Source organism: Aeromicrobium sp. PFPM2_SD2 (assembly GCF_057364525.1).
The window spans coordinates 1-17,181 of record NZ_JBNFNZ010000013.1; the positions used below are offsets into that span (position 1 = coordinate 1).

General features: G+C 72.0%; 15 protein-coding genes, 1 other RNA gene and 3 pseudogenes. 10 read left to right on the forward strand and 9 right to left on the reverse strand.

Annotation, left to right across the window (positions count from 1 at the left end):
- Positions 1-643, reverse strand: a 643-nt coding sequence (locus AC2W7G_RS01970; protein WP_485866956.1) for a YdeI/OmpD-associated family protein, incomplete at its 3' end; no start/stop codon positions are given.
- A gap of 75 nt (positions 644-718) precedes the next feature.
- On the opposite strand from AC2W7G_RS01970, the gene prfB reads away from it, so the two are divergent.
- From prfB to AC2W7G_RS02010, 8 genes are all read left to right on the forward strand, one after another.
- On the forward strand, positions 719-1,831 hold the full coding sequence (gene prfB, locus AC2W7G_RS01975; protein WP_485866957.1) for a peptide chain release factor 2: 1,113 nt from the start codon (positions 719-721) through the stop codon (positions 1,829-1,831).
- Between the two features lie 61 nt (positions 1,832-1,892).
- Positions 1,893-2,582, forward strand: coding sequence for a cell division ATP-binding protein FtsE (gene ftsE, locus AC2W7G_RS01980; RefSeq protein WP_485866958.1), 690 nt, complete (start codon positions 1,893-1,895; stop codon positions 2,580-2,582).
- A 4-nt stretch (positions 2,583-2,586) separates the two neighbouring features.
- Positions 2,587-3,507, forward strand: a complete 921-nt coding sequence (ftsX, locus tag AC2W7G_RS01985) for a permease-like cell division protein FtsX (RefSeq protein ID WP_485866959.1) — start codon at positions 2,587-2,589, stop codon at positions 3,505-3,507.
- 140 nt (positions 3,508-3,647) lie between these two features.
- The gene (locus AC2W7G_RS01990; RefSeq protein ID WP_485866960.1) at positions 3,648-4,961 is read left to right on the forward strand and encodes a peptidoglycan DD-metalloendopeptidase family protein; all 1,314 of its coding nucleotides are present in this window, start codon (positions 3,648-3,650) and stop codon (positions 4,959-4,961) included.
- A 36-nt stretch (positions 4,962-4,997) separates the two neighbouring features.
- A complete protein-coding gene (smpB, locus tag AC2W7G_RS01995; RefSeq protein ID WP_485866961.1) occupies positions 4,998-5,474 on the forward strand; it encodes an SsrA-binding protein SmpB in 477 nt (158 codons plus the stop codon).
- Positions 5,471-6,358, forward strand: coding sequence for an amidohydrolase family protein (locus AC2W7G_RS02000; protein WP_485866962.1), 888 nt, complete (start codon positions 5,471-5,473; stop codon positions 6,356-6,358). The genes smpB and AC2W7G_RS02000 overlap by 4 nt, the downstream gene beginning before the upstream one ends.
- Positions 6,359-6,427: 69 nt before the next feature.
- Positions 6,428-6,797, forward strand: a transfer-messenger RNA (tmRNA) gene (ssrA, locus tag AC2W7G_RS02005).
- Positions 6,798-6,930: 133 nt separating this feature from the next.
- Positions 6,931-7,812, forward strand: coding sequence for an aldo/keto reductase (locus AC2W7G_RS02010; RefSeq protein WP_485866963.1), 882 nt, complete (start codon positions 6,931-6,933; stop codon positions 7,810-7,812).
- A 3-nt stretch (positions 7,813-7,815) separates the two neighbouring features.
- On the opposite strand, the pseudogene AC2W7G_RS02015 reads toward AC2W7G_RS02010, so the two are convergent.
- A pseudogene (locus tag AC2W7G_RS02015) lies at positions 7,816-8,046 on the reverse strand (DUF6518 family protein); the annotation flags it as partial.
- A gap of 25 nt (positions 8,047-8,071) precedes the next feature.
- A pseudogene (locus tag AC2W7G_RS02020) lies at positions 8,072-8,407 on the reverse strand (DUF6518 family protein); the annotation flags it as partial.
- Positions 8,408-8,536: 129 nt separating this feature from the next.
- On the opposite strand from AC2W7G_RS02020, the gene AC2W7G_RS02025 reads away from it, so the two are divergent.
- Positions 8,537-9,286: a ZIP family metal transporter gene (locus AC2W7G_RS02025; RefSeq protein WP_485866964.1), complete on the forward strand. Its 750-nt coding sequence runs from the start codon at positions 8,537-8,539 to the stop codon at positions 9,284-9,286.
- 49 nt (positions 9,287-9,335) lie between these two features.
- Here the strand turns inward: AC2W7G_RS02025 and AC2W7G_RS02030 are convergent, their stop codons facing one another.
- Entirely contained in the window at positions 9,336-10,793 is a 1,458-nt protein-coding gene (locus tag AC2W7G_RS02030; protein WP_485866965.1) for an NCS2 family permease, read from the reverse strand.
- 48 nt (positions 10,794-10,841) lie between these two features.
- On the reverse strand, positions 10,842-13,115 hold the full coding sequence (locus AC2W7G_RS02035) for a SpoIIE family protein phosphatase (RefSeq protein WP_485866966.1): 2,274 nt from the start codon (positions 13,113-13,115) through the stop codon (positions 10,842-10,844).
- A gap of 169 nt (positions 13,116-13,284) precedes the next feature.
- Here AC2W7G_RS02035 and AC2W7G_RS02040 point away from each other — a divergent pair, with 169 nt between their 5' ends.
- Complete coding sequence (locus AC2W7G_RS02040; protein WP_485866967.1) at positions 13,285-14,748, forward strand: flavin-containing monooxygenase; 1,464 nt, start codon at positions 13,285-13,287, stop codon at positions 14,746-14,748.
- Positions 14,749-14,798: 50 nt separating this feature from the next.
- On the opposite strand, the gene AC2W7G_RS02045 is transcribed toward AC2W7G_RS02040, so the two are convergent.
- The 4 genes and pseudogenes from AC2W7G_RS02045 to AC2W7G_RS02060 form a co-directional block, all read right to left on the reverse strand.
- Positions 14,799-15,287, reverse strand: coding sequence for a dienelactone hydrolase family protein (locus AC2W7G_RS02045; RefSeq protein WP_485866968.1), 489 nt, complete (start codon positions 15,285-15,287; stop codon positions 14,799-14,801).
- A gap of 441 nt (positions 15,288-15,728) precedes the next feature.
- On the reverse strand, positions 15,729-16,508 hold the full coding sequence (locus tag AC2W7G_RS02050) for a DNA-formamidopyrimidine glycosylase family protein (protein ID WP_485866969.1): 780 nt from the start codon (positions 16,506-16,508) through the stop codon (positions 15,729-15,731).
- Positions 16,501-16,635 carry a hypothetical protein gene (locus AC2W7G_RS02055; RefSeq protein WP_485866970.1) on the reverse strand — a complete coding sequence of 45 codons (135 nt, stop codon included), beginning with the start codon at positions 16,633-16,635 and terminating at the stop codon, positions 16,501-16,503. The genes AC2W7G_RS02050 and AC2W7G_RS02055 overlap by 8 nt, the downstream gene beginning before the upstream one ends.
- Positions 16,636-17,014: 379 nt before the next feature.
- Positions 17,015-17,173, reverse strand: a pseudogene (locus AC2W7G_RS02060) (Lhr family helicase); the annotation flags it as partial.
- Positions 17,174-17,181: the final 8 nt, after the last annotated feature.

The window sequence follows — 17,181 nt, forward strand, 5'->3', positions numbered from 1 at the left end:
CGAGCTGCTCGCGCAGCCGCACCGCCCACCGCGGCTCCTCGCCGTAGCGCTGGAAGGCCACCAGGCGTCCGTGCCGGCTGTCGTCCAGCAGCGCCTCGAACCGGCTCTGCCGCGTGGCCTCGCGCTTGGCCGACACCACCCAGTGCGCGCACTGGCGCCGGGTAGGTCGCGGTGGCGCCCGTGCCACCACGCGCCCGGCGACCGGGTCGGCCTCGAGCCGGGCGAGCATCTCGGGGGTGAGGTCGTCGTCGTTCTCGTGCGAGTAGGTGCCGGTGCGCTCGGGCGTGCGCCGCTCGAACGCGGCCAGGCCGGCCGGGGTCATGCGCCCCTCGGCGACCAGCCGCTCGACGTGGGCGACGTTGACCGCGCTCCAGGTGCTGCCCTTCGTGCGCGGTGTCCAGCGCTGGCGACGGGTGTCGTCGTCGATGCGCTGGGAGACGCTGTCGATCCAGCCGAAGCACAGCGCCTCGGGGACGGCGTCCTCCCAGGTGAGCCCGCGGTCGGGGACGTGCTTCTTGCGCAGCCCCATCCACAGCTCGGTGGCGGTGTCGTGGTGCGCCTCGAGCCAGGCGCGGAACTCCGCCGCGTCGCGGAAGAAGACGCACGGACGCTCCTCCGTGCCGCCGGGCGTGCCGATGCTCATGGCCCCAGGGTGGCACCGGGCGGGGACAACCGGCGCGAGCGCGAGCGTCGCGGGCCCAGCCTGTAGCCTCGGAGGGTGGCGACAGTGGATTTCGGTGAGCAGCTCAGGGCCCTCGACCAGACGATGACGTCGATCGAGAAGGTGCTGGACCTTCCCAAGATCCAGGCCGAGATCGACGAGCTCCAGGAGCAGGTCGGCGCCCCCGACCTGTGGGACGACCAGGCCAACGCCCAGCGCGTGACCGGACGTCTCTCGGTGCTCCAGGCCGAGGTCGAGCGCGTCTCCGGCCTGCGCCAGCGCATCGACGACGTCGAGGTGCTCGTCGAGCTCGCCCAGGACGAGGGCGACCCCGACTCGCTCGCCGAGGCCGAGGCCGAGATCGCCCGCCTGCACAAGGCGGTCGAGGCGCTCGAGGTCCGCACCCTGCTGTCGGGCGAGTACGACGAGCGCGAGGCCATCGTCACCATCCGCTCGGGCGCCGGCGGCGACGACGCCACCGACTTCGCCGAGATGCTGCAGCGCATGTACCAGCGCTGGGCCGAGCGTCACAAGTACCCGCTGGAGGTCTACGACACCTCCTGGGCCGAGGGTGCCGGCATCAAGTCGGTCACCTTCGCGGTCAAGGCGCCGTACGCGTACGGCACGCTCTCGGTCGAGTCCGGCACGCACCGCCTCGTGCGCATCTCGCCGTTCGACAACCAGGGCCGCCGCCAGACGTCCTTCGCCGCGGTCGAGGTCGTGCCCGTGCTGGAGCAGACCGACGAGGTCGACATCCCCGAGGACGAGATCCGCGTGGACGTGTACCGCTCGTCGGGCCCCGGCGGCCAGAGCGTCAACACGACCGACTCGGCCGTGCGCCTGACCCACATCCCGACCGGCGTCGTCGTCAGCTGCCAGAACGAGAAGAGCCAGCTGCAGAACAAGGCGTCCGCGATGGTCATCCTCAAGGCCAAGCTGCTCGCCCTCAAGAAGGCCGAGGAGCGCGCCCAGCTCGACGAGCTGCGCGGCGACGTGCAGGCGTCCTGGGGCGACCAGATGCGCAACTACGTCCTCAACCCGTACCAGCTGGTCAAGGACCTGCGCACCGAGCACGAGACCGGCAACACCCAGGCCGTGCTCGACGGCGAGATCGACGACTTCATCGAGGCCGGCATCCGCTGGCGCCGCCAGGAGTCGACCTCCGTCTGAGCCGTCCGGGGCCCGGCGAGCCTGCCTTGAAGCAGGGGGTCCGGTTCGTACACTCGACCGAGTGATTCGCTTCGACAAGGTCTCCTTGACCTACCCCGGGCAGAAGCGGCCGGCACTCGACAACGTCGACCTCGAGGTCGCCAAGGACGAGTTCGTCTTCCTCGTCGGTGCTTCCGGCTCGGGCAAGTCCAGCTTCCTGCGCCTCGTGCTGCGTGAGGCCCGTCCCTCCCGGGGACGCGTCTTCGTCGCCGGCAAGGAGATCAACAAGCTGTCGAGCTGGAAGGTGCCCAAGCTGCGCCGCCAGGTGGGCACGGTCTTCCAGGACTTCCGGCTGCTGCCGAACAAGACGGTGCACGACAACGTCGCCTTCGCGCTGCGCGTCATCGGCAAGTCCCGCTCGGAGATCAACGCGGTCGTGCCGGAGACGCTCGAGCTGGTCGGCCTGGAGAACAAGGGCCACCGGTTCCCCGACGAGCTGTCCGGCGGCGAGCAGCAGCGCGTCGCGATCGCCCGCGCGTTCGTCAACCGGCCGATGATCCTCATCGCCGACGAGCCCACCGGCAACCTCGACCCGGCCACGTCCGTCGGCATCATGAAGCTGCTGGACCGCATCAACCGCGCCGGCACGACGGTGGTCATGGCCACCCACGACTCCTCGATCGTCGACCAGATGCGCAAGCGGGTCATCCAGCTCGAGAACGGGCAGGTCGTCCGCGACGAGTCCCGGGGCAACTACGGGATGCAGGGGTGATCCGATGAGCGTCCGCACCGCGATGTCCGACCTCGGCGTCAGCCTCTCGCGCAACAAGTCCATGACGATCTCGCTGGTCGTCACCATGACCGTCTCGCTGCTGCTCGCCGCGCTGGGCCTGCTCATGCAGTCGCAGGCCGACCGCACCGAGCGCTACTACGGCGACCGGCTTCAGGTGCAGGTCAACCTGTGCACCGAGCTGTCGCCGAGCGCGAACTGCGTCGACGGGGCCGCGTCCGACGCCGACCGCGAGGCGGTCGAGGCCGTCCTGGACCAGAACCCCGAGGTCAAGTCCTTCGAGATCCGCACCCCGGAGCAGAACTTCGAGAAGGCCAAGGCGGTCTACAACCAGAACGCCACCGGCCGCAAGACGCTCGACACCCTGACCGTCGAGGCGTTCCCGCAGTCCTACAACGTCACGCTCGTCGACCGCGACGACTCCGACGGCCTGCAGAGCGAGCTGTCGGGCATGACCGGCGTCGACAGCGTCAGCTCGCTCAAGCAGCTGCTCGGCCCGCTGTTCGAGCTGCTGGACAAGATGCGTTGGGCCGCGCTGGCCACCTCGCTGGTGCTCATCGTCGCCGCGGTGCTGCAGGTCTCCAACACCATCCGGATGACGGCGTACGCCCGCCGCCGCGAGATCGGCATCATGCGCCTGGTCGGTGCGTCCAGCTGGCACATCCAGCTGCCGTTCCTGCTGGAGTCGCTGGTCGCCGCGCTCGCCTCGGCCGTCCTGGCCTGCGCCGGGCTCGCCGCGTTCATGGAGTTCGTCGTCTACGGCTACCTGCGCGAGAACCTGGGCACCATCACCACCTGGGTGGGCTGGTCGGAGTCGGCCGTCGTCATGGGCTGGACCGTGGTGCTGTCGCTCGTGCTCGCGCTCGTGCCGACGCTCGTGATGACCCGCAAGTACCTGGACGTCTGACCAAACCGCCTCAGGTGGGGCGACGCGCGGCCGATGCATGAACCCGTACTTGAGGGTTTTGCGTTATCGTCGGTCCGGTCATCTGCAGTCACGTGCCCCCCAGTCGGCCTTCCCGGCCCTCTTCCCCTGAGGTGGAACACATGGTCAAGCTCGCAACCGGGCGTCGGCGTACCGCCGTCTCGGCGGCTCTCGTCCTGGCGCTCGGCCTGGGCGTCATGTCGCCGAGCGTCGCCGACGACAAGTCCGACCTCAAGGAGCGCAAGCGCGAGGTCACTGGCAAGATCGAGGACGCCCAGGAGAGCTACGACGAGTCGTCCAAGGCGTACGCCGCCGCGGCCAAGAAGCTCGCCGCCGCCCAGGCCGTCCTGGACAAGGCCCAGAAGCGGCTCGACACCACCCGGGCCCAGCTCGCCGAGGCCCAGCGCCGTGACGCCGAGATGCAGCGCAAGCTCGAGCAGACCCAGGCCAAGCTCGAGGCCGCCGAGAAGCGCCTGAAGCGCTCCGAGAAGGAGCTCGCCAAGGCCGAGGTCGGCATCCAGCAGTTCGCCATCGAGACGCTGCAGCAGGGCGACCCCAGCCTGCGCGCCGTCAGCGGGCTGCTGCAGGGCAAGAGCACCTCGGAGTTCTCCGAGCAGATGAGCATCAACAGCTCCATCGCCGACGCCCAGGCCGCCGAGCTGCAGCGCCTGGACGCCCGCAAGGTCATGCTCCAGATCGAGCGCGACGCGGTCGAGAAGCTGCGCGACCAGGTCAAGGCCCAGCGCGAGGAGGCCGCGGCCAACCTCGTCCGCATGCGCGAGCTCGAGGCCGACGCCGAGGTGCAGGCCACGAAGGTCGCCGGCCTGGTCGCCGACCGCGAGGTCGCCCGCAAGGCCGCCGCCAAGATCAAGTCCGCCGACGCCGCCAAGCTGGCCGCGCTGGAGTCGGAGCGCTCGCGCGTCCAGGCCCGCCTGCGCGCGATCGTCGCCCGTGAGCTGGCCGAGGCCCGGCGTCGCGCCCGCGCGAACAAGGGCTCCAACGGCGACGGCGGGGGAGGACGCGACTCCAGCGACAGCGGCTCGAGCCGGCTCATGCACCCCGTCAGCGGCCCGATCACCAGCCGCTACGGCATGCGCCTGCACCCGGTCACCGGCGTCTACAAGCTGCACGACGGCACCGACTTCGGCGTCGGCTGCGGCACGCCGATCCGCGCGGCCGCGTCCGGCAGGATCATCGAGCAGTACTACAACGCCGGCTACGGGAACCGCGTCATCGTCAACCACGGCGTCATGCGGGGCAAGAGCGTCATCACGACCTACAACCACCTGTCCGGCTACCGCCGCTCGACCGGCGCGCGGGTCGACCGCGGCGACGTCATCGGCTACGTCGGCTCCACCGGGTACTCGACCGGCTGCCACCTGCACTTCATGGTGCTGGTGAACGGCTCGACGACGAACCCGATGAACTGGCTGTAGGGGCGCCGCTCCCGCCCGGGTGACTAGACTGGGCGGGTGCCCAAGGAGACCGGTCGGAAGATGATCGCCCAGAACAAGAAGGCGCGTCACGACTACCTCATCGAGGACACCGTCGAGGCGGGCCTCGTGCTCATGGGCACCGAGGTGAAGTCGCTGCGCGAGGGGCGCGCGTCCCTGGTCGACGGGTTCGCCGAGATCGACCACCACGGCGAGGCCTGGCTGCTGCAGGTGCACATCCCGCAGTACTTCAACGGCACCTGGACGAACCACGAGACCCGCCGGCGCCGCAAGCTGCTGCTGCACAAGCGCGAGATCGCCCGCCTGGAGCAGCGCGTCGACACCAAGGGCATGTCGCTCATCCCGCTCTCGCTGTACTTCAAGGACGGCCGGGCGAAGGTCGAGCTGGCCGTGGCGCGGGGCAAGAAGTCCTACGACAAGCGCCACGCCATCGCCGAGCGCCAGGCCACCCGCGACGCCGAGCGCGAGGTCGGGCGCCGGCTCAAGGGTCTGTGACGCTGCGCGACGAGGACGTCCCGGGCCTCGTCCACGACCTGGGTCTGCCAGGACTGTTCGACGTCCACGTGCACTTCATGCCGCCGGCCATCCTCAAGGCGGTGTGGGCCTACTTCGACGCCGCGGGCCCCAAGCTCGGACGTCCGTGGCCGATCACCTACCGCGGCAGCGACGACGAGCGCGTCGCGCAGCTGCGGGCGCTGGGCGTCTCGCGGTTCTCGGCGCTGTCGTACGCGCACAAGGCCGGCGTCGCCGAGTTCATGAACGACTGGGGCCGCGAGTTCGCCGCCGACAAGCCCGACTGCCTGTGGTCGGGCACGTTCTTCCCCGAGCCGTCGGCCGCCGAGTACGTGCCGCGGCTGGTCGAGGACGGCGTGCAGGTGTTCAAGGCGCACGTCCAGGTGGGCGAGTTCGACCCGCGCGACCCGCTGCTCGACCCGGTGTGGGAGACGCTGCAGGCGTCCGGCACCCCGGTCGTGCTGCACGCCGGGTCCGGCCCGATGCCGGGGGAGCACACCGGCCCGCAGCAGGTGGCCGACGTCCTGCGCCGCTACCCGGACCTCACCCTGGTGATCGCCCACCTGGGCATGCCCGAGTCGCACGAGTTCCTGGCCCTGGCCGCCGACCACCCGAACGTCCACCTCGACACCACGATGGTCTGGGTCGACTTCTTCGGCACGCCCCACGACCCGACGCTGCTGCCCAAGGTCGTCGCGCTGCAGGACCGCATCCTCCTCGGCACCGACTTCCCGAACATCCCCTACGCCTACGCCCATCAGGTCGAGTCGCTCGTCGGCCTCGACCTGGGCCGCGACTGGCTGCGCGACGTGCTGTGGCACAACGGGGCGCGGCTGTTCGGCGTCGAAGGGCCGGCCGGGGAATGACCGGGAGCCGGCCGCTGTTGGAACCGGTACAGTAGGACAGCCGGGCGACCGGCATTGACAACACCACAAGGGGCTGAACGGTTTCGACTTTGGTCGTACGGTTCAGGAGAAGCGGGTAGAGGACCCATGGTCATCTCTTTAACGATCCATGGAAACTCACAAGTGCCGAGAACAAGCGCACTGACTTCACCCTCGCTGCCTGACAGCGACTGGTGAAGGGCGGACCTGGAGTGTTCCCGATCCAGATCATCCGTCTCATCTAGGGGACTTGCTGGTCACGCCGTGCCACGGGGCGTGACCGGGACTTCTACGTGGCTGAGCCTGTCGGTGACGCGTTCGTCCGAGCACCGGGGCTGAGAAAAGCGCCAGACGGACTGCACCCGGAGAAGTCCTGATCCTGCGTCAGAGGACCCGGGTTCGATTCCCGGCAGCTCCACGCGACACGAAGGCCGTCCCCTCGGGGGCGGCCTTTGGTCGTTCCCGGGGCTCGGGTCGCGGGCGGGCGCAGAACGGATAGCGTCGAGGACGCCGTGCGCCGTCCGGTGCGCGGACCCGCGGACGAGGAGCGATCCATGCAGCAGCGACGCATCGGCGACCGGCAGGTCAGCGCCATCGGGCTGGGCGGCATGCCCATGTCGGTCGAGGGGCGCCCCGACCGGGATCGGTCGATCGCGACCATCCACGCCGCTCTGGACGCCGGCGTCGCGCTCATCGACACCGCCGACGCCTACCACCTCGGCGCCGACGAGGTCGGCCACGACGAGACCGGTCACAACGAGTCGCTGGTCGCCGAGGCGCTGCGCTCGTGGGGCGGCAGCACCGACGACGTCCTGGTTGCGACGAAGGGCGGTCACCTGCGCCAGCCCGACGGCACCTGGACGCTCGACGGTCGCCCCGAGCACGTCAAGGAGGCGGCCAAGGCGTCCGCGTCACGCCTGGGGGCCGAGGCGATCGACCTGTACCAGTACCACCGTCCCGACCCCGAGGTGCCGTACGAGGAGACGCTTGGCGCGTTCGCCGACCTGCTGCAGGAGGGCGTCATCCGGGCGGCCGGCATCTCCAACGCCGACCCCGAGCAGATCAAGCTGGCCCACCGGGTGCTCGGGGACGGGCTCGTCGCGGTGCAGAACCAGTTCTCGCCCGCCTTCCGGTCCAGCTACCCCGAGCTCGAGCTGTGCGCCGAGCTCGGCCTGGCCTTCCTGCCCTGGAGCCCGCTCGGCGGCATGAAGCAGGCCTCCGAGCTGGCCGACCGGCACGCGGCGTTCGGCCGGGTCGCCGAGGCGCACGGCGTCAGCCCGTACCAGGTCACGCTGGCCTGGGAGCTGGCCCTGTCGCCCACGGTGATCCCGATCCCCGGCGCCTCCCGCCCCGCGAGCATCACCGACTCGGCGCAGGCCGTGCACCTGGAGCTCAGCCCGGAGGAGGTCGCCGAGCTGACCGCGTCGGGCGACTGAGCCTCAGACCCGCTCGTACACCGCCAGGAACGCGGCGGCCACGCCCGCGCCGGTGACCAGGGCGGTGGTGAACGTCGTCAGCGAGCGGTGCCACCACGTCGTCGCCAGCCACACGACGACGCCGGCACCGACCTGCAGCCACCAGTACTCGGGCTCGGTGGTGTCGCCGACGACGGTCAGTCCGTAGGCGCCCTCGCCGACGAGCACGCCGGCCAGCGCGCCGGCGCCGAGACCGCCCCTGCGCGGCCGTGCCGTGCCGGACCCACCAGGCGGCCAGGCCCAGCAGCGGTCCGGCGACGAGTCCGGCGGCGCCCCAGAAAGTCACGAGCCAGGACGACACGGCGAAGCCGCGCAGCTCGGACGCGACGATGTAGCCGGCCAGCAGGCCCCACAGCGCCAGGGCCCCGCCGACCAGGGCGAGGGCCGGTCGCGGCGCCCGGAGCGCCAGCAGGAACGCCACCAGCGACCACGACCCGCTCGAGTTGGCGAACGAGGTGAGCTCGTCGGGCAGCAGCTTCTGGCCGAACGACGTCAGCACGCCGAGCGCGAAGCCGGTGACCAGGACGACGGACAGGGAACGGACGACGAGACGCACCCCGCGACGCTAGTGCACCCAACCGCGGTCCGGGCACGCGCCTGGACCACGGCCGGTGCGGCGACGCGAGCGAGGTGCGGACGCGGGCCTCCCGGGGCACTGTGTGCAGGGAGCAACGAAAGGGGAACGATGCCGGTCTGGCTGGAGGCAGGACTGTGGGGCCTGCTCGCGGGAGGGGCGCTCGTCATCGGAGCGGCCGTCGCCTGGTTCGTGCACGTGCCGCAGCGCGTGGTCGCGTCGGTGATGGCGTTCGGCTCGGGCGTGCTGATCTCGGCGCTGTCGTTCGACCTGGTCGACGAGGCCGAGGCCACGGGCGGCCTCGTGCCGACCCTGCTGGGGTTCGCCGGCGGTGCGCTCGTCTACGTGGCCGCCAACGTCGCCCTGGCCCGGCGGGGGGCGGCCCACCGCAAGCGCTCGCAGGAGCAGCAGCCGTCCGAGGACGAGCAGGAGGGCAGCGGCGCCGCGATCGCGATCGGCGCGCTGCTCGACGGCGTCCCGGAGTCGGTCGTGCTCGGCCTGACCCTGCTGGGCGGCGGGGGAGTGGGCGTGCCGGTGCTGGCGGCGATCTTCATCTCCAACCTGCCCGAGGGGCTGTCCAGCGCGTCCGGCATGAAGGCGAACGGGCGCAGCGCGCGGTACGTCTTCGGAGTCTGGGGCGGCATCGCCGTCGCCAGCGGCCTGGCCGGCCTGCTGGGCGCGCTGCTGCTCGAGGGAGCCTCGGGCGAGACCATCGCGGTCATCACCGCCGTCGCCGCCGGCGCGATCCTGGCCATGGTGGCCGACACGATGATCCCCGAGGCGTTCGAGCGCACCCACCTCTACGCCGGGCTCATCGCCGCCGCCGGCTTCATGATCGCCTTCGGCCTGGAGCGCGCCTAGACGCGACGACGCCCCGGCACCGCGGGTGCCGGGGCGTCGTGGGGTCGGACTAGCTGAACAGGTCCGTGATCGGGCTGATCGCGAAGTAGACCAGGAAGAGCGCCGCGACGACCCACATGAGCGGGTGCACGAGGCGCACCTTGCCGCGGGCGACCTTGATGACGACGTAGGCGAGGAAGCCCGCGCCGATGCCCACCGAGATCGAGTACGTGAACGGCATGAGCGCGATGGTCAGGAAGGCCGGGATGGCGATCTCGACGTCGTCCCAGTCGATGCCGCGCACCTGCTGCATCATGAGGAAGCCGACCAGGACGAGCGCCGGGACGGCCGCCTCGCTGGGGATGATGTTGACCAGCGGCGCCAGGAACATCGAGGCCAGGAAGAGCAGGCCGGTCACGACGGTGGCCAGGCCGGTGCGCGCGCCCTCGCCGACGCCCGAGGCGGACTCGATGTAGGACGTGTTGGAGGAGACGCCCGCGGCGCCGCCGGCCGCGGCGGCCACGGAGTCGACGACCAGGATGCGGCGGGTGTTCGGCGGGGTGCCGTCCTCCTGCAGCAGGTTCGCCTCGGCGCCGATGGCGGTCATCGTGCCCATGGTGTCGAAGAAGTCGGCGAGCATGAGCGTGAAGATCAGCAGCACGGCGGTGACGACGCCGACGGACTCGAACGAGCCGAGCAGGTTGAACTCGCCGAGCGTGCCGAAGTCGGGGACGTCGACGACCTTGTCCGGCCACGACGGGACGTTGAGCGCCCAGCCCTTGGGCGAGTCCGAGGACGAGCCGGCGTCGACGATCGACTCGACGATGATCGCCAGCACCGTGGTGCCGATGATGGTCATGAGGATCGCGCCGCGGACGTTGCGGACCCAGAGCACGACGACGGCGACCAGGCCGATCGCGAAGACGAGCACGGGCCAGCCGGAGAGCTGGCCGGTGGCGCCGAGCTGCACCGGCACGGTGGTCTGCGCGGCGTCCGGGATGCGGCGCACCCAGCCGGCGTCCACGAAGCCGATGAGCGCGATGAACAGGCCGATGCCGACGCTGATCGCGACCTTCAGCTGCGCGGGCACGGCGTGGAAGACCGCCTCGCGGAAGCCGGTCAGCACCAGGACCAGGATGACGATGCCCTCGAGGACCACCAGGCCCATCGCGTCGGCCCAGGTCATCTGCGAGGCGACCGCGACGGCGACGAACGCGTTGAGGCCCAGGCCCGTCGCCAGCGCCATGGGGTAGTTGGCGACGACGCCCATGAGGATGCTCATGACGCCCGCGACCAGGGACGTGCCGGCGGCGATCGCGGCGAGGTTCGGCGCGTCGCCACCGCCCAGGAACTTCCCGTCGGCGTCGACGGCGAAGCCGAGGATCAGCGGGTTCAGCACGATGATGTAGGCCATCGTGAAGAAGGTGACGAAGCCGCCGCGCACCTCGGTGCCGACGGTGGACCCGCGCTGGGAGATCTTGAAGAAGCGATCGAGCGGCCCGGCCGTCGCGCTGTCAGGTGTGCTCACGGGGGACAAGTCTGGCAGAGCCCGACCCCGCTCCGGACGTGATGTCCGTCAGAAGGACGTGCGGCGCACCGCGACGGCCGTGCGGTCGTCGCCCTGCGTGGGGTCGGTCTCGCGGACGAGCCGGCGCACCCAGGCCTCCAGGTCGTCGTCGGGGCCGGTGCCGGCCAGCGTGGCGAGCTGGTCGATCGAGGCGTCGATGGACGCGTCCCGGTTCTCCACCACGCCGTCGCTGTAGAGCAGCACCGTGTCGCCGGGCTCGAGCGTCACCGACGCGCTGCGGCCGCCGACGACGCCGACCCCGAGCAGCGGGCGCCGGCCCAGGTCGAGGGCGCTCGTGCGTCCGCCGCTGACCAGCAGCGCGGGCGGGTGACCGGCGCTGGCGACCTCGGTGCGCCCCGAGCCCGGGTCGATCGCGACCACGACGACCGTGGCGGTGTGGCCGTCGAGCAGCCGCACGAACAGGTTGTCGAGCCGGTCCAGGCAGTGGCCGAGCGCGTGCCCCTCGAGCAGGTACGCGCGCAGGGCCGTGCGGGCCTGCACCATGGCGGCCGCCGCCTTGACGCCGTGCCCGGCGACGTCGCCGGCCACCACGGCCACCCGGCCGTCGGGCAGCTCGAGGGCGTCCCACCAGTCGCCGCCGATCTGGCTGCCCGGCGCGGACAGGTACAGGGCGCTGAGCTCGACGCCGTCGAAGCGCGGCACCTCGTAGGGCACGACGCTGCGCTGCAGCGACTCGGCGACGCTGACCTGCTCCTGCGTGCGCTGGACGAGGACGTTGGCGATGTGGGCACGCAGCTCGGACGCGGTCTGGGCGTGCCAGGACTCCCACGGACGGCTGCGCCCGCTGACGACCTGCTGCCACTTCTCGAACGACTTGCGTGGGCTGAGCCGGACGTCCGGCCCCTCGGCCGCGGCGATCGCCTTGTTGGTCGGGTCGCCGCCCCAGTCGACGACCTGCCGGCGCTCCGGACGCACGAGCAGCAGCCAGCGTCCGGCGCCGTTGCCGATGCGGAACGCGCCGGCCGCGAGCTCGCTGTGCGCGGCCAGGGTCGGGTCGAGCGCGGCGAGGTTCTGGCTGGCCACGACGCCGTCCTCGCCGCCCTCGGCCGCCATGGCCTCGGCGATCCGGGTCACGACCGACTCCGGCGGCAGCTGGCCGACGCGGATGGTCTCGCCGTCGGCGTGGAGCGCGGCCCCGGACGCCTCGAACAGGGAGAGCAGGGAGGGGTGCGCCATGAGCGCCTGGTGCGGGGTGCGCGGGTCGGTCGTGACCGTCGAGATGATCTCCGACAGCACCGAGCGCGCGGCCAGGGCGGCGGCGCGCTGGTCGGAGCGCTCGCGGTCGGCGATGAGCGTCGACGCGGTCTGGCCGAGGAACTCCGCGGCCGAGCGGGCGTCCAGCGACGGCTGGTGCGGGCCGCTGTAGTGGTGGCAGGCGATGAGTCCCCACAGGACCCCGTCGACGACGATCGAGACCGACATCGACGCCGTGACGCCCATGTTGGTCAGGTACTCGATGTGGATGGGGGAGACGCTGCGCAGCACCGAGTGGGACAGGTCCAGCGGCCGTCCGGTGCCGGGGTCGCGCACCGGGTGCAGCGGCACGGGCCGGTAGCCGATGTCGGCGATGAGCCGGGTCCAGTTGGACGTGTAGAGCCGTCGCGCCTGGGCCGGGATGTCCGAGGCCGGGTAGTGCAGGCCCTTGAACGAGTTGAGCCGGTCGAGCTTCTCCTCGGCGACGACCTCGCCGTTCCACTGCTCGTCGAAGCGGTAGACCATGACCCGGTCGAAGCCGGTGAGCGAGCGGATCTCGGCGGCCAGCCGCTGGGTGAGGTCCTCGACCGACGCCGCCGCGGTCAGGCGTGTCACCGCCGACCGGGTCGAGCGGTAGGAGACGTGCTGGGTGCCCGAGGCGCTGACCGGCTCGATCTCGACGACCAGGTGCTCGCCGGACTGGTGGGTCAGGACGTCGGCCAGCCGGCGGTCGAGGTCGCCGCGGCCGGTGTCGAGGACGACGCGGGCGGGCTCGCCCGGCTCGGCCCGGTCGACCAGCGCCAGGACCGCCTCGGCCGTCGTGGCGCCGACCGCCTCGTCGAGGGGACGTCCGACGAGGTCGTCGGCCGGCACGCCGAGGTGACGGTCGGTGTTGGTGGAGGCGGCGGCGACCTTCATCTGCGCGTCCAGGGCGAGGAGCACGCCGTGCGGCTGGATGGCGCCGGGGATGTGGATCGGCTCGCGGTCGCAGGTCGTGAGGTCGGGCGTCTCGTACGCGGGCGTGTGCAGCTCGCGGTCCGGGACGAACGCCGGGTCGGTGTCGGTCACGCGGGGGCGGCCTCGTTCGAGCGCAGCGTCGTGCCACGGGCGGACAGGGGCATGGAGCTCCTCGGGCAGACGGACACGTGACGGGCTGCCTTCAACCTATCCCATGCCCCGAGACGCCCGACCCGGTTCGGGCATGGCTATGTGACATCGACAGTGTTACATTGACGCCATGACTGAGCACCTGGACGTCGTCGTCGTCGGGGCCGGGCTGTCCGGCATCGACGGGGCGTACCGCATCCTCGAGGCCAACCCCGGCGTCACCTACGCCGTGCTGGAGGGGCGCGACCGCCTCGGCGGCACCTGGGACCTGTTCCGCTACCCGGGCGTCCGCTCGGACTCGGACATGTTCACGCTGGCCTACCCGTTCCGGCCCTGGACCGGCGAGAAGTCGCTGTCCGACGGGCCCTCGATCCGCGAGTACATCCGCAGCACCGCGGAGGAGACGGGCATCGCCAACCACATCCGCTACGGCCACCGGGTCACCGGGCTGAGCTGGTCGTCGGCCGACGCGCGCTGGACGATCACGGCGCAGACCACCGACGGTCCGGTGACGCTCACGGCGTCGATGATCTACGCCGGCACCGGCTACTACCGCTACGGCGAGGCCTTCGTGCCCGACTTCCCCGGCCTGCAGGACTACCAGGGCCAGGTCGTCGTGCCGCAGTTCTGGCCCGAGGACCTCGACTACGCCGGCAAGCGCGTCCTGGTCATCGGCAGCGGGGCCACCGCCGTGACCCTCGTGCCGTCGATGGCCGAGCAGGCCGCGCACGTGACGATGCTGCAGCGCTCGCCGTCCTACGTCATGGCCCTGCCGGGCAAGGACAAGGTGGCCGACGCGCTGCGCCGCCGGCTGCCCGCCGGGGTCGCCCACCGCGCCGCCCGCGTCTACAAGGCGGTCACGACGCTCGGGTTCTACCTGTTCTGCCGGGCGTTCCCCAAGGCGTCGCGGCGCATCCTGCAGCGGCTGGCCGCCCGGCAGCTGCCCGAGGGCTACCCCGTCGACGTGCACTTCGCACCGCGCTACGACCCGTGGGACCAGCGCCTGTGCCTCGTGCCCGACGGCGACTTCTTCGGCGCCCTCAAGCAGGGACGCGCCTCCATCGTCACCGACCAGGTCGAGCGCTTCACGGAGAAGGGCGTCCGGCTCTGCTCCGGCGACGAGATCGAGGCGGACGTCGTGGTGAGCGCCACCGGCCTGCAGGTCGCGGCGTTCGACGGCGTCGAGATCGACGTGGACGGCGAGAAGGTGCAGCTCGGCGAGAAGGTGCTCTACCGCGGCGCCATGCTCGACGGCGTCCCCAACCTGGTCTACGCGCTGGGCTACTCCAACGCGTCCTGGACGCTGCGCGCCGACCTCACCGCCGTCTTCGCCGGGCGCTTCCTGCGTCACCTGCGCGAGCAGGACTACGAGTACGGCACGCCGCGTCCGGCCTCGGACGTCGGCGAGAAGCGCCCGCCCATGGAGCTGAAGTCCAACTACCTGGCCCGGGCCAACGACCGGCTGCCCAAGCAGGGCAGCCGTGCCCCGTGGCTGGTGCGGCAGAACTGGGTGCTCGACTCGCGCGACGCCAAGCGGCTGAGCCTGGACGAGGAGATCGAGTACAGCGTCCGCACGCCGGTCGAGGTGGCCTGACCGACCCGCCCACGAGGGGCCCCGACCACTCGGTCGCGGGCCCCTCGCCGTCAGGGCGCGGACGTGCCCAGGTGCCGGGCGAGGAAGCGCATCGCCTCCGCGCCGGCGTGTGGCGGGACCCCGGTGTGCCCGCCCAGGTTGGCGTGCAGGGTCTTCTCGCCCGAGCCGAGGGCGTCGAACAGCTCGAGCGACCGAGCGCGGTCGTTGTGCTCGTCGTCCCACTGCAGCAGGACGTGCACCGGGACGGTGACCTGCCGGGCCTGAGCGACGATCGAGCGCGGCACCAGGCTGCCGGCGAACAGCACGGCCGCGACGACGCGAGGGTCGGTCGCGGCCAGCCGGACGGTGAGCGAGACGACGCCGCCCGACAGGCCGACGGGACCGTCGAGCTCGGGCAGGTCCAGGAGGTGGTCCAGGACGGAGCGCCCCTCGGAGGCGGCCTGGTCGACGAGCGGGAGGACCAGCGAGTCGACGACGTCCTCACCGACCGGCCGACCCGCCGTCAACGCCTCGCGCAGCGCGGCGCGTGCGGCGTGCACGCCGGCGGGTGCCGGACGGTCCCCGCTTCCGGGCAGCTCGATCGTGGCGGTCGCGAGACCCGCCCCGGGCGGCGTGCCGGGCGCGAGCCCGCATCCGCGGACGGGTCTGCTCGAGGCTGAAGCCGCCGGGCTGGCCGGCCAGGACCACGGGGACGGGCGTGGCCGGCGACGCGGGCGCGGGCAGCCCACAGGATGCCCGGGGGACGTCGTCGACGACGAGGACTCGCTCGACGACGTCGTCGAGCCGGGATTCGGAGCGGACGTGCATGGTCGTGCCTCTCGGAGTGCCGGGAACGGGCGCTCCGGACGACCTACCGCCCGACCGTGACCTCGAGGAGGAGCACCCACGTCGATTCGTCCACGGGTCCCACCTCCTTCGCTGTCGCACGGACGTCGTCACGCTAGCAGCGGACCGGTCCGGCGCGGTCGGTCCCGGCCCGCCTAGGTCTGGCAGCGCGGACACCAGTAGGTGTCGCGCTCGGTCAGCGGGGTGTCGCCGAGGGCGCCCTTGAGCAGGCGCGTGCCGCAGCGCCGGCACGGCTTGCCCTCGCGGCCGTAGACCCAGCGCTCCTCGCCGTGCCGCGTGCTGCCGGTGAAGGCGCGCTCGATGCGGGCCTTGTTGAGGTCGAGCAGCCGGTGGCCGCGGTCGACGACCCGCCGGACGTCGGCGACCTCCCCGACCGGCCGGGTGGGCAGCAGGCCGTGCAGGAAGCAGATCTCGTTGACGTACTCGTTGCCGAAGCCGGCCAGGTTGCGCTGGTCGAGCAGGGCCAGGAAGACCGGACGGCCGGGATCGGCCGCGACCCGGTGAACCGCCTCGTCGAGGTCCCAGTCCGGCCCGAGCAGGTCGGGACCGAGGTAGGCCAGCGCGTCGGCCTCGGCGTCGCGGTCGAGCACCTCCAGGACGCCGAGCGAGAAGCCGACGGCCTGCCACTCGGGGTTGGCCAGGACGGCGCGGGCCGAGTACGCGGGACGGCGCCACCGCGTCTCGGGCCGGTAGACGTGCCAGGCGCCCTCCATCTTCAGGTGCGAGTGGATCGACACCTCCGGCGTGCGCACGAGCAGGTGCTTGCCGCGGCTGACCGCCTCCTCGACGACCTGGCCGGTGAGGTCGAGCGTGGCGAAGGCCGGGACGCGGAAGTCGCTGACGGTCAGGGCGCGTCCGGCCAGGGCGTCGTGCAGCCGCTGGGCCGTGCGCCAGACGGTGTCGCCCTCAGGCACGCAGCCGCACCCCCTTGGGGACGCGCTCGAAGCCGGCCTCGACGAGGGCCTCGCCGAACGGGGTGGACAGCGTGGCCCCGCCGTCGATCGTCTCGACCGACAGCCGCTCGACCCGGCGTCCGCGCACCGCGCCGGCGACGCGCCGTGGCCGCCGCCGCGAGCCGGGCCGGCGTCGGTCGGTGAAAGGTGAGGACGGTGCGACCGCCCCGCTCGAGGTACGCGACGAGGTTGGCCGTCGTGCAGTGCCACGAGGGCGCCGGACTTGCGGCCGGGCCGGTGCTTGGACTCGGTGTCGGGACGCTCGGGCCAGCCGAGCGCCGCCCCGTACGGGTTGGCCGGGTCGGTGGCCGCCAGCACGACGGCGGGGTCGCCGGTGGGTGCGTCGTCGTCGCGGTCGTGGGAGCGCAGGCGGTCGATCGGTGGCCGACGCCGCGAACTGGGCCGCGCCCCAGGGACTCGACGAAGTAGCCGCGCAGCGCGCGTCCGCCCTGCTCGAGCTCGCGCAGCACGCGGTAGACGCCGGCGAAGCCGCCGGGGACCTGCTCGGCCTGGACCGAGCCGCGGGTGACGACGCCGTAGCGCTCGAGCAGCACCTCGGCCCGGGCCAGCGCGACCTGCGTGGGGTCGAGCCCGGCGTCGGGCAGGACGTACCAGCGTCCGCTCACCGTGGGCA